Annotated in this window: 19 protein-coding genes and 1 pseudogene; 10 read left to right on the top strand and 10 right to left on the bottom strand. The window is 39.1% G+C overall.

Annotated features, from left to right (window positions below):
• The 4 genes from NC799_RS07890 to NC799_RS07875 all read right to left on the bottom strand — a co-directional run.
• A partial coding sequence (locus NC799_RS07890; protein ID WP_272445860.1) for an NAD(P)-dependent oxidoreductase occupies positions 1–310 on the bottom strand: 310 nt, incomplete at its 3' end.
• A 53-nt stretch (positions 311–363) separates the two neighbouring features.
• The gene (locus tag NC799_RS07885) at positions 364–456 is read right to left on the bottom strand and encodes a hypothetical protein (protein WP_272445878.1); all 93 of its coding nucleotides are present in this window, start codon (positions 454–456) and stop codon (positions 364–366) included.
• Positions 457–475: 19 nt separating this feature from the next.
• Positions 476–739: an EamA family transporter gene (locus tag NC799_RS07880; protein ID WP_272445859.1), complete on the bottom strand. Its 264-nt coding sequence runs from the start codon at positions 737–739 to the stop codon at positions 476–478.
• Positions 740–963: 224 nt separating this feature from the next.
• Entirely contained in the window at positions 964–1146 is a 183-nt protein-coding gene (locus NC799_RS07875) for a gamma-type small acid-soluble spore protein (protein ID WP_272445858.1), read from the bottom strand.
• 247 nt (positions 1147–1393) lie between these two features.
• Between NC799_RS07875 and cls the strand changes: the two genes are divergently transcribed.
• Positions 1394–2836, top strand: coding sequence for a cardiolipin synthase (cls, locus tag NC799_RS07870; protein ID WP_272445857.1), 1443 nt, complete (start codon positions 1394–1396; stop codon positions 2834–2836).
• Between the two features lie 15 nt (positions 2837–2851).
• Positions 2852–3382, top strand: a complete 531-nt coding sequence (locus tag NC799_RS07865) for an acyl-CoA thioesterase (RefSeq protein WP_272445856.1) — start codon at positions 2852–2854, stop codon at positions 3380–3382.
• Between the two features lie 355 nt (positions 3383–3737).
• On the opposite strand, the gene NC799_RS18500 is transcribed toward NC799_RS07865, so the two are convergent.
• The 3 genes and pseudogenes from NC799_RS18500 to NC799_RS07855 all read right to left on the bottom strand — a co-directional run bounded on the left by NC799_RS18500 (position 3738) and on the right by NC799_RS07855 (position 5889).
• Positions 3738–4475 carry a hypothetical protein gene (locus NC799_RS18500; RefSeq protein WP_465248824.1) on the bottom strand — a complete coding sequence of 246 codons (738 nt, stop codon included), beginning with the start codon at positions 4473–4475 and terminating at the stop codon, positions 3738–3740.
• 93 nt (positions 4476–4568) lie between these two features.
• Positions 4569–5336, bottom strand: a pseudogene (locus NC799_RS18495) (HsdM family class I SAM-dependent methyltransferase); the annotation flags it as partial.
• Positions 5337–5565: 229 nt separating this feature from the next.
• Complete coding sequence (locus tag NC799_RS07855) at positions 5566–5889, bottom strand: winged helix-turn-helix transcriptional regulator (RefSeq protein WP_272445855.1); 324 nt, start codon at positions 5887–5889, stop codon at positions 5566–5568.
• Between the two features lie 318 nt (positions 5890–6207).
• On the opposite strand from NC799_RS07855, the gene NC799_RS07850 reads away from it, so the two are divergent.
• Together NC799_RS07850 and NC799_RS07845 are read left to right on the top strand one after the other, a co-directional pair.
• Entirely contained in the window at positions 6208–8100 is a 1893-nt protein-coding gene (locus NC799_RS07850; protein ID WP_272445854.1) for an ABC-F family ATP-binding cassette domain-containing protein, read from the top strand.
• Positions 8101–8186: 86 nt separating this feature from the next.
• A complete protein-coding gene (locus NC799_RS07845) occupies positions 8187–9431 on the top strand; it encodes an aminopeptidase (RefSeq protein WP_272445853.1) in 1245 nt (414 codons plus the stop codon).
• 175 nt (positions 9432–9606) lie between these two features.
• On the opposite strand, the gene recQ is transcribed toward NC799_RS07845, so the two are convergent.
• Positions 9607–11757 (bottom strand): DNA helicase RecQ, encoded by a 2151-nt coding sequence (recQ, locus tag NC799_RS07840; RefSeq protein WP_272445852.1) that lies wholly within the window; start codon positions 11755–11757, stop codon positions 9607–9609.
• Between the two features lie 424 nt (positions 11758–12181).
• On the opposite strand from recQ, the gene NC799_RS07835 reads away from it, so the two are divergent.
• Positions 12182–14023 carry a cation:proton antiporter gene (locus NC799_RS07835; RefSeq protein ID WP_272445850.1) on the top strand — a complete coding sequence of 614 codons (1842 nt, stop codon included), beginning with the start codon at positions 12182–12184 and terminating at the stop codon, positions 14021–14023.
• A gap of 119 nt (positions 14024–14142) precedes the next feature.
• On the opposite strand, the gene NC799_RS07830 is transcribed toward NC799_RS07835, so the two are convergent.
• On the bottom strand, positions 14143–14322 hold the full coding sequence (locus NC799_RS07830; RefSeq protein ID WP_272445849.1) for an SE1832 family protein: 180 nt from the start codon (positions 14320–14322) through the stop codon (positions 14143–14145).
• 921 nt (positions 14323–15243) lie between these two features.
• Between NC799_RS07830 and NC799_RS07825 the strand changes: the two genes are divergently transcribed.
• From NC799_RS07825 to NC799_RS07805, 5 genes are all read left to right on the top strand, one after another.
• On the top strand, positions 15244–15807 hold the full coding sequence (locus tag NC799_RS07825; protein ID WP_272445848.1) for a TRAP transporter small permease: 564 nt from the start codon (positions 15244–15246) through the stop codon (positions 15805–15807).
• A 31-nt stretch (positions 15808–15838) separates the two neighbouring features.
• Positions 15839–17110 carry a TRAP transporter large permease gene (locus tag NC799_RS07820; RefSeq protein ID WP_272445847.1) on the top strand — a complete coding sequence of 424 codons (1272 nt, stop codon included), beginning with the start codon at positions 15839–15841 and terminating at the stop codon, positions 17108–17110.
• Positions 17111–17238: 128 nt separating this feature from the next.
• Positions 17239–18348 carry a DctP family TRAP transporter solute-binding subunit gene (locus tag NC799_RS07815; protein WP_272445846.1) on the top strand — a complete coding sequence of 370 codons (1110 nt, stop codon included), beginning with the start codon at positions 17239–17241 and terminating at the stop codon, positions 18346–18348.
• Positions 18349–19004: 656 nt separating this feature from the next.
• Positions 19005–19310 carry a UPF0175 family protein gene (locus NC799_RS07810; protein WP_272445877.1) on the top strand — a complete coding sequence of 102 codons (306 nt, stop codon included), beginning with the start codon at positions 19005–19007 and terminating at the stop codon, positions 19308–19310.
• Positions 19294–19788, top strand: a complete 495-nt coding sequence (locus NC799_RS07805) for a PIN domain-containing protein (protein WP_272445845.1) — start codon at positions 19294–19296, stop codon at positions 19786–19788. Before NC799_RS07810 ends, NC799_RS07805 begins: the two co-directional genes overlap by 17 nt.
• Positions 19789–20152: 364 nt before the next feature.
• On the opposite strand, the gene NC799_RS07800 is transcribed toward NC799_RS07805, so the two are convergent.
• On the bottom strand, positions 20153–21223 hold the full coding sequence (locus tag NC799_RS07800) for an AI-2E family transporter (RefSeq protein WP_272445844.1): 1071 nt from the start codon (positions 21221–21223) through the stop codon (positions 20153–20155).
• Between the last annotated feature and the right edge of the window lie 151 nt (positions 21224–21374).

The raw sequence follows: 21374 nt of genomic DNA, 5'->3' as shown, positions 1-21374 counted from the left end.
CCCAGATAGTTTGTCTTTCTAGCGCTTCGTACAAATCCTGTTCATTAACAATGCTGCCACGAGCGGTGTTAATCAAAATTGCTGACTCCTTCATTAGTGTCAATTCTCTTCGTGTGATTAAATGGTGTGTTTCTTTCGTGTAAGGAACCATCACGCAAACGAAATCAGACTCTATTAATAAATCATCAAGTGATCGGTACTCAACGTCTAGTTCCGCTTCGACGTCTGGGGCAGATTGTCTATTATGATAAATTATCTTCATACTAAACCCACGGGCCCGTCGTGCAACCGCTTGACCAATCCTGCCCATTCCAATAATCCCTAGTGTTGCACCATAAACATCTTGTCCGGCAAGTTATCTGACTATGCCCGAAGAGGAGCATTGTTACCTTTAAATGATTTTGCTGCCGTTTCGTTAATATTTTTCCCGATTTTCGTTGAACCAGTAAAACTAATTCCTTTAATGTCCGGGTGATTAACTAATCACGAAAGATGCTAAGGCGATACCTGTTAATTTTTTTCGATCCTTGATTATTGCTTTACATTCTGCAATAAAAGCCTTGAAGCTTCGCGTGATCAGTAACAGGATAATCATAAAAACCAACGACCAGACAATCCGGTGGGCTAATACCGCACCTGCTGCAACCCCGTTAATTGCTTTCCAAAAAATAGGCAGGAATCCCCATAAAAGATATGCAGAAGTTGCATAGGCGATGCCTGATTTAAACTCATTATTCATATATAAGACCTCAGCTTTTCTAAAAAATGACGATGGTTATTAATCCTTCGTACCTGTAGCACATCGCCTTAAACATAAGAACAAGTGTAGAGGTCGCTCCAAAAATTTGCAATAGATTAGCTTGGAAAACGATTATGTAAAAAGTGGAATTATAAAAAGAAGAGAGACATCCTCAGAACTTTAATTTGGAGAAAAGGCATCCCGAAAATGGAATACCTTATCCTCTAGTCTCCGTGGATTTCTTTACGTACTTGTTCAATATCGGTCGTGCTAAATTTTTTCGTGTTGTGCCCGCCAGTAGTTCGAGCAATATACGCTTTTGCTTCATTGTAAGACATGCCTGAGTTATCATTAGCATATTTGATATCATCAATAACCGTACCTGTTTTTGTAACCTTTTTGTCCATTCACCGAACCCTCCTTTTTCTAAGGTGAGAAGTACATCCGCTTCCTAGCCCATCGGATTAATTAGTAGCAAAGACCCTCTTTTCTTATAGCATTAATCATGTCTAATTAAATACCCGTACCAGCTTCTGGAAATAATTTTTTACAAAATGACAAAATGGTAATTAAGTTATTGCAATACCGGGTAATGTAGAGAGTATGTTATAGTAATGGTACGACACCTTTTTGGGTAGGTAGGGGGCATATCGAGTGATTTTGATCCCATATTTATTGGGCTTCCTTTTATTTTTTAATATATTATTGGCAGTAGTAATCGTTTTTTTAGAACGGAAAAATGCTACAGCAACATGGGCCTGGCTTCTCGTTTTATTTTTCATTCCGGTCGCAGGGTTTATCTTATATTTAATATTTGGCAGAAAATTAAGTAATAAAACAATTTTCACCTGGGACACGAAAAGTCGTCTTGGTGTAAAAAAGGCCGTTCAGCAACAGTTACGGTCGATTGAAAATGGAACCTTTGAACTAAAGCAAACGAATTTAATGCAGTATAAAGATTTATTTTACTTACATTTACGCAATGATGATGCTATCTTTACGCAAGACAATACCGTCGAGCTTTTTACAGATGGGGAGAAGAAGTTTCACGCGCTCCTTCACGATATTGGTCAGGCGAAAGACCACATCCACCTACTGTATTACATCATTCGCAATGATCAGCTCGGTAATTTAGTTGCTGACACACTGATAAAAAAAGCCAAAGAAGGGGTAAAGGTTCGTGTTTTATATGATGACATGGGCTCAAGAACGTTAAGTCGAAGGTTTATTCAAAGGCTCCGCGCGTCTGGTGCAGAAATCGAAGCTTTTTTCCCACCGTTAATTCCAAAAGTCAATTTAAAAATAAATCATCGAAACCATCGTAAATTAGCGATCATTGACGGAAAAATTGGATACATTGGCGGCTTTAATATTGGTGATGAATACTTAGGCTTTAACAAACGATTCGGTTATTGGCGGGATTCCCATTTGAAGATAGTTGGTGGAGCTGTTAAACATATGCAAACAAGGTTTATACTGGATTGGAATCAAGCGTCAAGACACGATATCCATTATGATGAACGCTACTACGCATCAGAGCCTGCTGGTGACATGGGTATTCAAATTGTGTCTAGTGGCCCAGATTCTGACTGGGAACAAATTAAGAATGGCTATATGAAGATGATTATGGAAGCAAAAGAATATGTTTATATCCAAACACCGTATTTTATCCCTGACGACAGTTTAGCCGATGCCTTAAAAATTGCGGTATTGTCGGGTGTTGATGTACGTATTATGATCCCAAATAAACCCGACCATCCGTTCGTGTATTGGGCAACACTATCCTATATTGGGGAATTACTAAAAGCAGGTGCGACCATCTATATTTATCAGAACGGATTTTTGCATGCAAAGTCGATTGTTGTTGATGGGAAAATTGCCTCGGTAGGAACAGCCAACATCGATGTTCGAAGCTTTCGCTTGAATTTCGAGGTGAATGCTTTTTTGTATGATGAGGAGCTTGCAGCAAGATTAGTTAAAGCATATGAAAAGGATATGAAGGTATCCTCTCAATTAACGTTAGCACTATACTTAAAACGACCACACTGGGTTCGATTTAAAGAATCAATCTCAAGATTAATTTCACCGATATTATAGAAAGCGAGGGATAGTATGAAGGCGAAACCATGTATTGCATCCTTAACAGTGAAACATTCGCACGTATTTCCACCGGATACGAATATGCATGGAACATTGTTTGGTGGGAAGCTAATGTCCCACATTGACGATGTCGCTGCCATTGCGGCAACAAGGCATGCAAGACGCCAAGTCGTAACTGCATCGACGGATTCGGTTGATTTCTTACATCCGGTCAAAGAAGGCGATGTTATTATTTTAGAAGCGTTCGTCACATGGACAAATCGGTCATCGATGGAGGTGTTCGTCAAAGTAATCACCGAACAATTAATAACAGGTGAACGAAAAGTTTGTGCAACGTCGTTTATTACGATGGTTGCATTAGATGAAGAATACCGGCCGACGGATGTTCCTGGTGTATATCCGGAATCCGAAGAAGAAAAGTGGCTCCATGAAGATGCTGCTCGCCGAGCGGAAATCAGGCAAGAGCGGCGCAAACGTTCTAAGGAACTTGCCCGAACATTTGGAACTGATTTCCCGTGGAAAGAAGCTAGCAGACTTGATTAGTATGTAAGATAGTAGTTTAAGGTAGGTCGTACTAGGGGCGACCCGCGTTTTTTAAAAGAAAAGAAAGTATAAAAAGATCAAAGAGCTGTCTAGGTCCGGGTGCCTAGCCCGCCTGAGGTCATAAGACAAGCCCTTCTGTGGCGTCTTATGCCTGCCTTAGTCTAGCAAGGCGCTTTCGCTTTTCTTATTTTAAATTGGCTAATTGTTTATTTAGGTTAGAAATTCTTCTAAGGTGGCTAAGCCCAAATCGGTCCACCCTGAGTCGGAATATGTGCACGATTCGGACAGGGAAAGCCCAAATCGGGTCACCTAAGTCCGAATACTCCGGGAAATTACCGCAGGGCAGCGCAGGCGCCTATACTTTTCTAATGATTGTTTCAAACAGGTGATTCAGTGCGTTTAATGAATCGGTTTGTAGTGCATTATTTTTGGTTAGTTCTGCCGTGCGAAATTGCTCGTAATAACGGACAATTTCGGCCTTTTGTCTAATCGTTAAAATGTTCAAATCAACAACAGGTGCCCCTGTCAGGTCATTAGGTTCAAATTTCTTAAGCCCCCGACCGTATTCGCGGTGTTGACGGGATAGTAATTGTTGACAAATATCGGTCAGAAAATAGGCCATTAGCACGTCGATATCTTGTTCGTAGTCAGCATGAAGATAAATGCCGTGAAACGCAGTTAGGTTGCGCACCATCGCTTCATTTCGAATGAACCGAACTTTATTTCGACTAAATACGTTGACAAGAATTGGGGCAGGTACCCGCTTCTCCATTTTATACCAGTATTTTCGTTGCTTCGTTAAAAAGCCTTGATCAACACCACAGGCTTCTCCGTGCCGAATGTAACGACTAATTGCGTCACTCTCGACTGGGGTTTTTTGGACATTCAATAAATGAACAGGTCCACCGTCCTCAACTAATGACAGGTAGTCCTGTTCCAGAAAGAAATGGCTACTGATTTGCCTTGATTTCGTAACGCACGGCACAACGAACTGATCAGTAATTCCCCACTCTTTCAGTTCTGTTTTTGTAAGGCAGAAGAAATCATTTGCACCAGTTGCAATGCCGCGATTCACCTTGCCAAATGTAGACAGGGGTAAGACATGCTGATAGATGTCAGTTGTATCCTCTTGGTAATAGGTTTTCCATTTTGTTGCTGGGTCAATTGCTCGATAATCAACAACTGTGCCAAGTGCCTTTTGTTGGTGGAATTTTTTAACATAAGTGGTAACCTGCTCGAGACCTTTTAGCTCTTCAAGTTGAAGGAACTCTAGCTTGTCCGTTTTGGTTTGGTTATCAAAAAATAGTAAGGATGATGTAGTTAACGCGTCCTCAAACCATGGTAGTTTCACATTACCAACAACGACGAGGTGCAAATTGTTATGGTTTAGAAGGTATTCTTTGATCCTAGCGCCGTAATCAGCATTGAGAAAGTCGGACGGAATAATAAACGCAGCACGGCCAGTTTCACTTAATTGATGGATTGCTTTTAAAAGGAAAAAAGCAAACAAATTGGTCGAACCAGATAACTTAATCCCAAGTTACTCGGCAAATTGCTTGATATAGCTAGCTTTGTCCTCATATTTTCGAAAAGTGACGTAAGGTGGGTTACAGATAATTGCATCAAATTTGTCATCCCAGTCACTTGTTAAGTAATCTTGTTCGATAAGGTGCATGTTTGGTCGATGATGAAATAGTGCTTTTGTTTTGATGAGCATATTCGGATCTATGTCAAACCCATAAACGGGAAGTTGTGCTGGCAGAGGAGCAATCAAACTACCTAAACCAATCGACGGGTCTAGCACAGTTTTTACGTCGGTGTCTTGTAAAATCCAGTTAGCAAAAAGATCGGAAACAATTGCTGGTGTAAAAAATTGACCGAATTTTTTGCGGTGTGATAAAGCTGTATTCGTTATGTATTCAGATTGGGCGAGTTCAAGTTGCTGATAATCCAAGCTTTCACCTGCTTTCCTTTTATGTATTATCATTCAATTGTTGAGTAGTTTGGTAGTTTACATTGAATTTCACCTCCCAAAGAGTCCAAGCCAAGGGGCGCTCGGTTGTCATATGGTCGGCAACCAAGTATAGTTGAAAAAACATCGTTGTACAAAAAGAAAAGCCGCATCAAAGCGGCGTTGATTGATCAAATATAAGAATGCTAGAGACTGGGTAGGTACACATAAATCAAATATTATCTCCTTCTTGATGGGAAACCCAGTTTTTCGACCACGACTTAATTTCAGATATAACTGGTTCCATCGCCCTGCCTTTTTCTGTTAGCGCGTATTCTATTCGAACGGGGAACTCGGAATAAACCTTTCGTTCGACAATATCTTCTTGTTCAAGCATCTTTAGCCGTTCAGATAGAAGTCGTCCACTAACAGGAAGTTCTGACTCCATTTCCGAAAAACGCTTCGATCCTTCGAGTAATTCAAATAAAATTAATCCAACCCATCTTTTACTAAAAAGCTGCATTGCCTTTTCAAACCGCGGACATAACTGTTTCATCACCATTCACCCCGTATTTCTACTATAAATGATTTCTATCTATTTATCTAGAGACACTTTCGCCTTATGAGTTACTAGGAAAGGAATTGAAACGCTAACCTTACTAATATATACTAACTTACTAAAAGTAACTATTTTAAATAATAACATAAAAGTGAGGAATGGTAAATATGGCCCATCAATTATTAACATTTTTTTCCACTACATGAAATTAGTATCACAGACACGGAGCATAAGCGAGGAAAATTTGCCAGATTGGAATAGAGGAGGAAGGTCCGATATAATAGTAGATAGTATGCATCGTGAAAGGTGAATCGAATGAGTATCTTATCTGTTGAAAATTTATATAAATCTTATGGTGACAAAGTATTGTTTCAGTCCATTTCCTTTTCAATTGAGGCAAGGGAACGGATTGGTTTAATTGGTGTCAATGGTACGGGAAAGTCAACCCTTCTAAAAGTGTTGGCGGGCATTGAATCAAAGGAAGCAGGCGAGATGAAGCATGCAAATGATTTTCGTGTCCAATACCTCAGTCAAGAGCCAGTGCTTGATCTGAATTTAACCGTTTTAGAACAGATTTATTATGGCGAATCTGACGTGATGAAGGTCATGCGTAGCTATGAAAAGACACTGCTTGAGCTTGGTCAAGATCCTGAAAATGAAAAACTGCAAGACCGTCTCATTAACGTTCAACAGCAAATGGACCAATACGGGGCGTGGGATGCGAATACAACAGCTAAAATGATTTTGACAAAGCTTGGCATTACGGCGTTTGACAAGAAAATACAAGACTTGTCTGGTGGTCAAAAGAAGCGAGTGGCGATCGCTAGTGCGCTGATTCAACCAGCCGATTTATTGATTTTAGACGAGCCGACGAACCATTTGGATAATCCTACGATTGAGTGGTTGGAAGGGTATTTACCTCAATACAAGGGTGCAATTATTTTGGTGACACACGATCGTTACTTCTTAAATCGAATTACCAATCATATCTATGAATTGGATAAAGGTAATCTTTATATTTATGAAGGAAACTATCAGACTTTTTTAACAAAAAAGGCAGAGCGCGAGGAGCAAGAGCTTCTAAGTGAACAGAAGCATAAGAATACGCTTCGCCGTGAGCTTGAGTGGTTACAGCGAGGGGCGAAAGCAAGAACGACGAAGCAAAAAGCTAGAATTCAGCGGGTCGAAGAAATGAAAGAGAAGAACTTTGATACATCGGGACAAAGCCTTGATTTCCAAGTTGGTTCAACTAGATTGGGTAAAAAGGTAATGGAAGTTGACGGAATTAGTAAGGCGTTTGCGGGTGAAACGGTCGTCGATAACTTTAATCTTTTGATTACGCCAAATGACAGGCTTGGGATTATTGGACCAAATGGTAGCGGGAAAACAACACTACTAAATATGTTGGCAGGAAAAATTGAGCCAGACAAAGGCACGATTGACGTTGGTCCAACAGTAAAAATTGGTTACTACACACAGGACCACTCGGAAATGGATGAAAACTTACGCGTGATCGAATATGTCAGGGAAGAAGCGGAGGTAATCCATACAATCGACGGGGATACAATTACGGCTGAACAAATGCTTGAGCGTTTTTTATTTCCGAGATCGCAGCAATGGACGTATATCCGCAAGCTTTCAGGGGGAGAGCGCCGTAGATTATATCTTTTACGCGTGTTGATGGGTGAGCCAAACGTCTTGTTTTTGGATGAACCTACCAATGACCTTGATACACAGACGTTAGGTGTATTAGAGGATTATCTGGATGTCTTTCCTGGAGTGGTAATTACGGTATCGCATGATCGTTATTTTTTAGACCGTGTTGTCGAACAGTTAATTGTTTTTCGAGGCAAAGGAAAAACAGACTTATTTTACGGGAATTACTCAGAGCTTCTTGAAAAGACTACAGCAGATAAGAAGTTAGAGCAAGACAAGGTAACCAAGGGAAAACCTGAGCAGCGTCAAACCCAACGAAAGAAAAAGCTCTCCTATAAGGACCAACAGGAATGGGATCAAATAGAAGATACCATTACTGAGCTAGAGCTTGCCATTGAGGAAGCGAAGGATAAGATAGTCGAAGCGGGTAGTGATTTAGAGAAGGTACAAAAACATTTTCAAAAACAACAAGAATTAGAAGCGGAATTAGAGGCAAAAATGGAAAGATGGGAAGAGCTTTCCATACTCGTGGAAGAAATCGAAAACCAGTAGAAGTTAGAGACCATGGGAATGGAAGTTTTAACCAAGACTATGCAATAATAAACACGTAACGATTGCACATAATTGGAGGGATTGTAATGGCAGATAAAAAGCTGCAAGAAAAGTATGCAGAGTTGGCATTGCGCACAGGTGTCAATCTGCAAAAGGGACAGACGTTGGTAATTAACTCCTCGATTGAAGGGGTTGATTTTACGCGCATCGTAGTGAAGAAGGCTTATGAACTTGGCGCGAAAAATGTACATATTAACTGGTCCGATGATGAAATAACGTTATTGAAGTATGAAAATGCACCGGAGGAAGTGCTCACCAATATTCCGCAGTGGCAAGTGGATATGCATTTGCATTACGCAAAAGAGGGTGCAGCTTTACTTGCAATTCGCTCAACAAACCCAGATTTACTTCAAGATGTAGATCCTGCTAAGGTTGCGAAGGCTTCAAAAGCTGGTGCTGTGGCAATGAAGGAGTTTAGACAGTATACAATGAATGACCGGATCGCTTGGTCAATCATTTCTATTCCAACAGGTGACTGGGCACAGAAGATATTTCCAGATAAGTCTAAAGAAGATGCAGTCGAAAGCCTTTGGCAACAAATTTTCAAAATTGTTCGTGTTGATAAGGATGACCCTGTTGCGGCATGGGATGAGCACAATGCAACACTTAGAAAAGCACGTGAATTTTTAAATAAAAAGCAGTATCAAAAGCTTATCTTTAAGTCGGAAGGAACAGATATTGCGTTTGAATTACCTAAGGGACATATTTGGAAAGGTGGTTCAGCTAAACAAGCGATCGATGGATATCCATTTAACCCGAATATGCCGACAGAAGAAGTGTTTACCGTTCCACATAAATATGGTGTCAATGGTACGGTTTCAAGTACGAAGCCACTAAACTATGGTGGAAATGTGATTGACAACTTTAGTCTTACATTTAAAGAAGGTAAAGTAGTCGATTTCAAAGCGGAACAAGGGTATGACACATTAAAGCATTTATTGGAAACAGATGAAGGCTCAAGCCGTCTTGGCGAGCTCGCGCTTGTGCCGCATGAGTCACCAATTTCACAATCGGGGCTTATTTTTTATAACACATTATTTGATGAGAATGCTTCATGTCATATCGCTTTGGGTAAAGCCTATCCAACGAACCTTGAAGGTGGTTCAGATATGAATGAGGAAGAGCTAGATAAAAATGGTGTGAACGACAGCCTATCGCACGTCGACTTTATGATTGGTTCTGCTGATTTAAATATTGACGGTGTAACTGCCGATGGAGAAACAGAAGCTGTTTTCCGTGATGGAACATGGGCACTTGATTTTAACTCGTAAAAAAGTGCTGTTGCGGTAGGTGAGGCGATTAAGAGAATAAAAGATGAAAAGGAATAGCCTTTGTGTTGTATTGACTTCTGCGAAATAGCTATTGTAACGCCGGTGGCTATTCCTTTTCACTTGAATCCTGGTTCTATAGCATTAACTCGGAAGGGTGGAGCAGGCTTAATCTTACTTACATCCATCCATTTTTGACAAGCACGGCGCGGATTGCTGTATAGTCATAATCTTCCGGCAGCATGTCTTTTAGTGGCTTTAGTTTGGGCTCATCTAATTGTTGTCGTGCTTCTAATATGACAGGCTCTTGGTTATCATCAAACAACCTTGTCCAATCCAATTCCATTCCATGTTTATAAGCCTGAAACAGGTGATTGGATACCGTTTGGTCTGTTAACCCTCTCAAACTAGCAATCGCCTCGATTGATTTTCCCTCATCAAACAGGTTATAGGTCAATAAGTAACTTGGCTCCTCGCTCTTTTTCCTCATGATTGGTTCAGACGGACTTGGTGAACTAGTTTCTTCTTTTTTGTTTGCAGCTTTATCAGGATTCATTTCGACCCAATTGCTAATTGCATCAAGAAACGGTGGGCCATATTGTTCGAATTTCTTTTCGCCAACCCCTTTCACTTTTAGCATTTGGTCTTTGGTTGTTGGCAAGTATCGGCACATTTCCTTCAGTGTTGCATCAGAATATAAGACGTACGGCGGAACCTTGGCAGCTGTTGCCAACTCTTTTCGAAGCATACGGAGGTCTTCGAATAATTCCTGATGGTAATTACTTGTGTCAGCAGGACCTATCGAGCCTGTTTGCATCCATACTTGTTTGGTACCTTTTAAGACTGCTTCTGCGTTTTTCGTTAATTTTAAAATAGGGAAACGCTGTTCACCAGCTGATAAAATATCTTCTGCGACTAAGAAATGAATAAAATTGGTGATGGCTTTCTCTGTGTAGGAAGACATTAAGCCATAGGTTGAAAGATTGTCTAGACGAAACGATTTGATCTTCTGGTCTCGAGACCCCTTTAACACTTTAGCTACCATTCCTGCACCAAAGCGCTCGTCCATTCTTTTAACACAGGAAAGAACCATTTGTGCTTCACGCGTCATGTCCTTTTTTTCTAAATCACTGGCACAGTTTGTGCAACGATGACAGTCCTCAGTCACAGAAAAATCGTTGAAATAATGTAAAATAAATGTTTGTAAGCAGCTGTGCGTGTGGCAATAGTTAATCATTGCTTGCAGCTTTTTGTATTCTTTTATTTTTTTATCCTCATCAGCTAATGACTGTTCGATCAAAAATTTCTGCAATTGAACGTCTTGTCCCGAAAATAACAGGATGCAATCACTTGGTTCTCCGTCACGTCCGGCACGACCAGCTTCCTGATAATACGATTCAATGTTCATTGGCATGGCGTAGTGAATGACGTAGCGGACGTTTGATTTGTCGATGCCCATTCCAAATGCATTGGTCGCAACCATAATCGTGTACTCATCTTGAATAAAACCGTTTTGTGCTTTTTTTCGCTCATCCTCAGATAGACCAGCGTGGTATTTAGCCACTGAATGTCCTTTACTACGGAGGTAATTGTACAGTTGGTCCACTTGTTTCCTTGTTGAGGCATAAATAATTCCGGATTCTTGGTTTCTCGACTGTGCATAATCGAGGATAAATGCTTGTTTATCCCGACCTTTTATTAGTTGAAATGCTAAGTTATCACGAGCAAAGCCGGTATTTGTCACCTGTTGGTCATCGATCTGTAAAAGCCTTTGGATATCACGAATTACTTCGTCGGTTGCTGTCGCTGTTAAGGCAACAACGACTGGTATGTTTGGAATTTTCTCCAAAGCAGACACAATCGACCGGTAGCTCGGACGAAAGTCATGGCCCCATTGGGAAATACAATGGGCTTCATCAAACGCGACTAATGAGATCTCAATACTTCGTAACGTTTCAATAAATGACTGTATTTCAAAGCGTTCTGGTGCAACATAGACAAACTGGTAGCGTCCATCACGTAATGCTTTTAGCCTTTCATATTGCTCGTCGGAAGATACCGAGCTATTAATGTATGTTGCTGAAACGCCAAGCGATGTAAGCGCATCTACTTGGTCCTTCATTAGGGAAATTAAAGGGGAAATGATGACAGCTGTACCACTTAGCGTTAAACCAGGGATTTGGTAACAGATTGATTTCCCGCCACCGGTAGGCATGATCGCTAGTGCGTTTTTTTGTACTAATAAATGTTGGATGACAGCTTTTTGACCAGGACGAAACGTGTCATAGCCGTAATATTCGGTTAGTAATTGCTCTGCTTTTTCTATCATCAGAACCATCCTTCTACTTGAAAATAAATTTAAGACAGGTAAACGACCCAATTGCACCGCCAATCATTGCAGGAAGAGACGGATCGTTAGAGGTATTACTATGATTAAGTAAATAAACAATCATCAAAAAGATAATGCTAAATAGGCAAAGGTTGCATGTTAAACAATGCTTCATGTTTTACTAATGATTTTATCGGGTAATAATGGAAGAAAACTAGCTTGCTGCCTGCATTAAAGGTGGCTTAACTATTTTACTTCCGATTAAGTCCACGGTGTTGGACGTTCTTAAGATTTAGTCCGACTTCTACAATTATAATGGAAAAAGTCATGCTTGAGAATGATAAAGCCCAATTTGCTACAAACAGTGAGAAAGTCAGGGCCTAGGGACACCATCCCCGTGGTCCTTGATGAAAGGGGGAGAGGTATGATTGATTCGATATCATTAGAACTGATGTTGATTGGCTTGTTTGGTGTAGGATCGCAGTGGTTAGCATGGAGGTTTAGGCTTCCTGCGATTGTAGTCATGTCAATCGTTGGCTTACTAGCAGGTCCACTACTCGGCATCATTGATCCAGAGAAGAGTTTTGGAGATTTGTATCATCCAATTGTATCGATTGCAGTTGCAATTATCTTATTCGAAGGCAGCTTAAATTTAGATTTTAAAGAAGTACGTGGTTTAGGTCGACCAGTTTTTCGTATCGTCACATGGGGAGCGTTAGTCAGTTGGATTCTCGGGTCGCTTACCGCCCACTATATTGCAGGGCTCTCTTGGGCAGTTGCCTTTGTAATTGGTGGAATTTTCATAGTTACTGGACCAACTGTCATTCTTCCTTTATTACGACAATCGAAATTGAAGCCTCGTCCAGCCAAAATTCTGAAGTGGGAAGGTATTATTGTTGATCCATTTGGTGCTTTGTTAGCCGTATTTGCCTTTGAAATCATTGTCTTTTTTACCGGTGACGAAAAGGATTTGACGGCATTACTTTTTTTCTTTTTGGCATCGATTCTTGCTGTATTAATCGGGATAATATCTGGAAAAGGGATTGGCTGGATGTTTGAAGCAGGTTACATACCTGAGTTTTTGAAATCACCAACTGTATTTATTGCTGTTGTTGCTTGTTTCACCATTGCCGAGGAGGTTGCTGATGAAACAGGGCTACTTGCTGTAACGGCGATGGGAATGGTCCTTGCCAATATGGACATTTCCTCGATTAAGGATATGAGGCATTTCAAGGAAAATATCTCGATTTTACTTGTATCGACGATTTTTGTTATGTTGACGGCCTCGTTATCGGTGGATACGTTGATTGATGTATTTAATCTGAGAATTATCGGTTATGTTCTGTTAATGTTATTTCTCGTTCGTCCACTATCGATTTTCCTGTCGACAATTGGCACAGATTTATCCATTCGAGAGAAAATTCTCGTTGGCTGGATAGCACCAAGGGGGATTGTTGCACTTACGGTCGCTAGTTATTTTGCTTCCATTTTATTTGAAAAAGGCTTTGAAGATGCTGCAATTGTAACATCGTTAACGTTTGCCCTTGTCTTTTTTACCGTTTGTGCCCACGGATTTACCATGAGCTGGTTAGCAAAAAAATTAAACCTATCGGCAGAAGGTCAACCAGGAACGTTGTTAGTAGGAAGCAATAGCTTTTCCGTTGCATTAGCTAACATATTTAGGGAATTGGACATACCAACAATCATCACCGATTCTTCCTGGGAAAAGCTTCTTAAAGCGCGGAAAGCTGGAGTTCCTTTTCACTATGGTGAAATTTTGTCAGAACAAACGGAGTACAGGTTGGACATGACCCCGTATGATTACTTGATTAGTTCAGCAGAATTCGACTCGTATAATACGCTCGTTTGTACAACATTTATCCCAACGTTTGGCAGAAACAATGTCTTTCAAGTGGATATCGATAGCTCAACGGGTGAAAACGTTGATAACATGGTAAAAACAATTGGAGGCAGAACACTATTTTCAAGTGAAATTTCTTTGGAGGAGCTTATTTACCGGGTTGAAGGTGGGTGTGTTTTTCGAAAAACGACGATTACTGATCACTATTCATATGATCAATATTTAGCAGGCCGTGACGAGCATACGGTACAGTTGTTCGTCTTAAAACGATCGAAACAGTTGGAGTTTTTCGCTAATGATACCGAGATTAATGTCGAATCAGGCGATATAGTTGTCAGTCTTACACCACCAAGTAAGGAATATAATAAAATCCAGGCAAAACTCGATAGTATCAGGAATAATTAGTGTTAAGACAAGCCTCGTAATGGCAAAGACCGCGATTACGAGGCTTGTCTTATGCCTGCCTTAGTCTAAGCAAGGCGCTTTCGCTTTTTTATGTCTAGCTCCGGGCGCCTGGGCTTTTCTTATTTTAAATTGGCTAATTGTTTATTTAGGTTAGATAATTCTTCTTCTAAGGCGGCTAGTTGCTTTTCGGCATTTGTTGTGTTGCCCCCAACAGAATCGAGTTTTTCGAGATCTGATTGGATTCTTATATAATCTGATTTAACTTCATTGATCTTGTCTTCAATTTCTTTTCTATTCAACAGGTTCCACTCCTTTTGTTAAAGCTATTTTCGAGAGGTTTGTTGCTTTAAAATGCATAATCCTAGATACGTGCTCGATTCGGACAGGGAAAGCGTAAATCTGGTCAGATGAGTCCGAATACGTGCTCGATTCGGACAGGGAAAGCCCAAATCGGGCCAAGTGAGTCCGAATACGTGCTCAATTCGGACAGGGAAAGCGCAAATTGGGTCAAGTGAGTCCGAATACGTGCTCGATTCGGACAGGGAAAGCGCAAATCGGGTCAGATGAGTCCGAATACGTGCTCGATTCGGACAGGGAAAGCCCAAATCGGGCCAAGTGAGTCCGAATACGTGCTCAATTCGGACAGGGAAAGCCCAAATCGGGTCAAGTGAGTCCGAATACGTGCTCGATTCGGACAGGGAAAGCGCAAATCGGGTCAGATGAGTCCGAATACGTGCTCATTCGGACAGGGAAAGCCCAAATCGGGTCGAGTGAGTCCGAATACGTGCTCGATTCGGACAGGGAAAGCCCAAATTGGGTCACATAAGTCCGAATACTCCGGGAATTTACCGCGAAGCAGCTCCGGCGCAAGCTTCAGCGCCTATATAATTCGGTACTAGTATAAACTAATAACACATGAAAATGCTAACGTCTGAACTCAAGTCAACAGTAGTCGTTTTAGTTTTCGAATAAATCAGACAATTTAAAAATAAACTGGATTATGGTTTAAAAAGGAAAATTTGGAGGAATAGATATGAAACAAGAGGATATGGGACTATTTGTAAATGTAGACAAACCATTCTAGCTCAAAACGGATATATCATTCTATATTCTAATTAATCAAGGTTATCGATGGTTGTAAAAAAGCGGTTACTTTTTGTAACATTATAGTAATCTCTACAGATTTGAGGTTTTCATCCTGGCGAAGGAGGAAGCAGAAGTTGAAATTTTTTTCAGGTTTAGACAAGGTTATTATGAAGATTGAAGAATTTATCTTAAGTTACTCCATCATTATAATAGCAATCATGGTTGTAGGTAATGTGATACTACGAGAAATTTTTAATTCAAGTGCTCTTTATTTTAACCTTGAAGTTAGCAAGTTTGCGATTGTAATAGCGACATTTATGGGAATCGCTTATACTGCACGAAAAGGGCGACACATTAGTATGTCAGCCTTCTACGATTTTCTCCCATTTAAAGGTAGAAAGTTTATGATGATTTTAATAAACTTTGTTACTGCAATTGTCATGTTTGTGCTAGCAAAATTTTCATTCACCCTAGTACAAGCGGAATATGAAAGTGGAACAGTAACATCTGCCTTAGAAATCCCTCAATATGTATTGGCTGTGTTTATTCCAATCGGTTTTTTTATGGCTGGTATTCAGTTTTTACGTAATACCTGGATCAATATTAAAGTGAAAGATAAGGTGTACATTGGTATTGATGCAGAGGATTACAACGATAAGGAAAAACTTGACCTAGAAGATCAACAAATCCAAGTGTGAAAAATCATCGTAAATAAGAAAGGAATCAATTATGTTAACAACATTAATATCGATTATGGTTGTTTTACTATTGCTTAATTTCCCGATGATGATTCCGTTAATTGTTGCACCAGTAGCGGTAGTATTAATTTTCTATCCGAGACTAGGGCCGGATTTACTCATGGACCAGTTATTAACTGGGATTGAGTCTCCAGTGCTACTAGCAGTACCGCTATTTATCTTTGCTGCAGACATTATGACATCCGGAAAAACCTCAAATAGATTGTTAGATTTCATCGGAGCATTTGTTGGTCACCTTCGTGGTGGATATGCTGTAACAACTTCAGCGGCGTGTACGTTATTCGGTGCGATCTCGGGGTCAACTCAAGCAACAGTAGTAGCAATCGGTAGACCAATGCGTGAACGACTGTTAAAGGTTGGTTATAAAGATTCAAGCGCTATTGCTTTAATCATTAATTCTAGTGATGTAGCGTTACTCGTTCCACCAAGTATCGGAATGATTATTTATGCTTTAGCAGCAGGACAAAACGTGTCTGTTAGTAAATTATTTATTGCAGGGATTATCCCAGGAATTATTGTCTTTCTAAGTTTTGCCATATTTAGTTACTTTTATGCAAAGGTTAAGAATATTCCATTGGCGGAAAAGGTGAACTGGAAAGATCGCTTTTTCTTTACGAGAAAGGCTTTATTGCCGTTAGGATTTCCGGTTGTTATTATCGGAGGAATCTACTCGGGATTATTTTCACCAACAGAAGCAGCCGGTGTCTCTGTCCTATATGCCTTTATTTTGGAAGTATTTATTTTTCGATCTGTTCATATTAAAGAATTACCGAAAATTGCTTTATCGACAGGGTTAGTTACGTCGGCAGTCTTTGTGCTTGTCGCAGGAGGTCAGGTGTTTACTTGGGTGCTCGGCTATGCGATGATTCCACAGCAAATTACCGAAGCAGTGCTCGGTAATGACCCAAGTGCTGTTTATGTGCTATTGATGGTTAGTTTATTTTTCTTCATTGGCTGTATGTTTGTTGACCCAATTGTTGTTATCTTAATATTAACACCAATCTTTGTTCCAGCCGCACAAGCAGCAGGTGTTGATTTGATTCACCTCGGTGTAATTATTACTTTCCAAGCAGCACTAGGCTCTGCAACACCACCATTTGGGGTGGATATTTTTACAGCGAGTGCCGTATTCAATAAATCGTACTTGGATGTAATAAAAGGTACACCACCATATATAGCAATATTAATTGGAATTGGGTTCTTACTCGTTTTCTTCCCACAATTATCACTAATGCTATTGTAATCAGGTGTTAGAAAACGTACGTAAGCATTTTAAAAAGGATTCCAATTTTAACAATGGTATCCTTCATCCATAAATTTTTAAAAAATAATTAGGGGGTTTTTAACATTTTTAACAAGAAAAAATTACTTATGTTGATTTTTGTATTGGTAATGGGTCTTTTCCTAGCTGCATGTGGTGGCGGGGAAGACACGGGTTCGGCTGATAACGGCGGTTCTGACGATGGTGGAGAAACTACTAATGATTCAAACGATTCAGGTAGTGGCGATGCTGCTGATGAACCAGAATTTGAAAAACAAACATGGAGATTCATTACAGAAGAATTAGATGGCCAAGTGCAATATGAGTATGCAGAAGAATTTGCAAATCGCATCAGTGAGAAAACGGGTGGTGCAGTAACGATTCAGCCGTACGAATACGGTGGATTAGGTAGTGAGGTTGACCAAGTGAAACAACTACAAGACGGTGCTGTTGAGCTTGCTGTCATGTCACCTGGTTTCACTGGTGGAATGGTTAAAGAGGGACAGTTATTTGCCTTACACTATTTGTTCCCGTCTGATCAAAGGAAAACACAAGACATTTTAAATACAAGTGAAGCGTTAAATACTGACTTAAAAGAAAGATATGAAGAGTATAGTATCTCCCCGTTAGCTTACTGGACAGAAGGTGCGATGGCGTGGACTAGTAATGTTGGAATTGAAGAGCCTAAAGATTTTGATGGATTAAAAATGAGAGTACAAGAATCACCACTAATGATGGAGTCGTATAAAGCATACGGTGCTGCACCGCAAGCATTAAGTTGGAGTGAGTTATACACAGGGTTAGAACGTGGAACAGTTGAAGGTCAAGAAAACCCAATTTTCTTTATCTATGATGCTTCCTTCAACGAAGTACAAGACACAATGACAATCTCTAATCATAACAATTATGTAGCGATGACAACTGCTAATACGGAATGGTTCAACAGTCTTCCTGCCAATTTGAAGACAGTCGTGACCGAAACAATTACCGAGATGCAGGACTGGGTATTTAATAAACAAGAAGAACTAAATTCTAGTTTCCTTGAAGAAATTAAAAATGACACAGAATACCCAACGGAAATTATTGAATTAACAGAAGAACAACGTAATGCATTTAAAGAAAAAGCATTACCAGTCCGTGACTTCTACCGTGAAAATGTATCTACTGTAGATGGAGCGATCCTAGATAAGCTTATTGAAGAGATAAAAACAGCAGAATAATAGGTTTTAAGTGTAGAAAAAACCCTTAGGAATCCTAAGGGTTCAGTTCTAGGAGAGAAAACAGTAAATAACACACCAAATAGGAGTACAAATCGCATAGCGTTTTGTACTCCTATTTTTATTGATATAACAACATTTATTAGTTTTTAACACCTGAATTCACATTACAAATAGCAACCTTTTTAACAAAGGTACATAGATTTATGTACAGCTTGAAATTAAGGTGCTAAAACGAGTGGTAAATGCCATGTTACTTTAAACGTCATTTATGATGCTAATAGTGAGTTGGTCCTGTTTATAAATGCCTTTTGGGATTTTATGTTAAAATATAGATAGAGAAACAGAACGAGCTTGTTCAACTAACTAGCAGGTTAGTGTAATAAAGAAATGCTAAAGGATGATTATGTATGAATAATAGTGTACAACAATTTTGGAATGATTTTTGTGTAGCAAAATATAAGGAAGACATTGAATATAAAGAGGCTTTTCAATTTGGAACTTCTGCTAATCGCTAACGGGTGGCTTATGTTAAACAAGGTCAATTGTTTTTTATTTTATTATTTAATAGCCATTAGAAGGATAGATTTCATCTGTTAGTAATCATTAATTGTTATAATGAAGGCAGAAAATTAAAGAAAGGAATGATACGATTGGCTATGGAGGAATCAAAAGCAAAAGTTGGAATTAATCCTGAATTCTTACCTTTTTTAAAAGGGGCACATGTAAATTCAGTTGATGAAGATGTTAATATATCACTGGCCATGTATTTGTTTACTGCAAGAAAAGTAACACTTGCACGAGCAGCTGAGCTAAGTGGTAAAAGCATATCAGATTTTATTCAAATTTTAATTGATCATAATATTCATTGGGCTGAGTACACAGAAGAGCATAAAAAGCAAGACGATGAAACGATTGAGTTTATACTAAAAGAAGATGGTAAACAAGATGAAAGCAATATGTAATACTAGTCCTATTATTGGGTTATCTATCATTGGTCGTCTTGATCTACTGTGGGAACTGTTTGATATCTATATACCACAAGAAGTATATAATGAAATTGTGAATGAAGGTAGTGAACAAGCAATCGGGAAACAAGAGTTAAGAAATGCTGTGGCTAAAGGGTTTATCAAAGTCCATGAAGTAAAAGATCAAGGATTTATAGTAAAATCCTATGGGCGTTTGCATAAAGGAGAGCTAGAAGTTATTGTCGGAGCTAAGGAACTTGATGCGAGTATTGTTATTATTGATGAAAAGTCTGCAAGGAATTTTGCTGAAACATTAATGCTGAAACCAATAGGTCTTCTAGGTATTTTAAAACTTGCAAAACAAAAAGAAATAATTAATGAAATTAAACCACTGATACAATTGCTAATTTTAAAAAAATTTCGGATATCCAAAAAGCTAATTAGCCAGTTACTAAAGGAAGTTGGAGAGAATTAAATGGTCCACACAGAATACCATATCATCGGCATGTAATTTACTGGTGAAATTTAAATAACCATTAACCATGGTCCAGCTAATAATAACTGGGCTTATTTTGTTGTAAAATATGAATTCAGGAAGCTTTGTTTGTGAACTATTACACTTAAAGTAACGGGTGGCTTATGTTTAACAAGAAAATAAATAATACGATAAAAACGCCCAGAATTTTTCTGAGCGTTTTTGTTTGCTGTTTGTGCTGCGAAATACAGTTCGGAATGTATGCTAATCATTGTGTTATTTCTAATGTTATTAGCATTTTTCTCTCCCGAAACTGAACCCGTTATAGGAATCCTAAGGGTTTTTTCAGTGTTAAATGTTACTATCATGCTTCAGCTTTTCGATTTTTTTTCCATTCGAAGTAAAAATGAGCAATAATTGTTTTAATTACCGCATATGTTGGAATGATAAACAGTAATCCCAAGATTCCTGCTAAACTGCCTGCCCCTAGAATTAAGGTAATAATGGTTAAAGGGTGTAAGCTTAACGCTTTCCCCATAATGTTAGGCGAAATAATATTTCCTTCTAACTGTTGGGCGATGACCATGATTATGATTACGTAGACAACCATAATTGGGTCTTGAAAGACAGCGACAATGATAGCCGGTATAACAGAAAGGAAGGGACCGATAAATGGAATCACATTCATAATCATTCCAAAAATGGCAAGTGTTAATGAGAAATTGAGGCCGATAATCAAATACCCAATAAACAAGGCAATCCCAACAAAGAAGCTAACGATTAGCTGGCCTTGAATAAACGCTGCCAATGTATGACTAATTTCACCTAGTAATCTTCGCAAACTTTCCGCTTTCTTCTTGCTAAAGAACTGCGTAATAAATGGAATGAATTTTCGATCATCTTTTAACATGAAAAACAAGAAAAAGGGAATTAATACAATTGAAAATATCACATTAAATACGTTAGCGATAAAGCCGAACAAGAAAGTTGAAAATCCTTCAACATTTTGCTGTAAATTGGATGTAAAGTTTTGAATCATATCCTCGACTTGATTCGGAATTAATGCTTGATTTTGTTGCCAATAGAGGATAACGTTTTCCGCTGATTCTATCATCAAAGGAACGTTGTCAATAATTCGTGCAAATTGTTGTTCAACAATTGGAGCGATGTAGGTACTGACAAAGTATCCAACAGCAATAAGTAGTAGAAAGACAATAAAAATGCTAAGTATCTTTGGAACTTTAAATGTTTCTAACATTCTAACAACTGGCCGTGTGATGTAATACAAGACACCAGCACCTACAAATGGAACAGCAATTGCTCCTAAATAGGCAAGAATCGGTCCGAAAACAAAATCAGCAAAGGATACTAGTAAAATCAATAGAAAAACAAGAATAGTAACGATAAGCACTTGAAACCATTTCTTTTCGAGCATAACACCACACCTTTAATAGACTTCATACCTCTCATTAGTATAGCATACCCAGCATTGATAGAATTAAACTATTATGCATATATTTTGCAAAAATATTAATTTCATAGAAACAAGAGAAAAGTACTTCAGAGTCTATTAGATAATCAGTCTT

Source organism: Aquibacillus salsiterrae (assembly GCF_028416595.1).
Taxonomy (GTDB): Bacteria; Bacillota; Bacilli; order Bacillales; family Amphibacillaceae; genus Aquibacillus_A; species Aquibacillus_A salsiterrae.
This window is presented reverse-complemented; position numbering and strand designations above follow the sequence as displayed.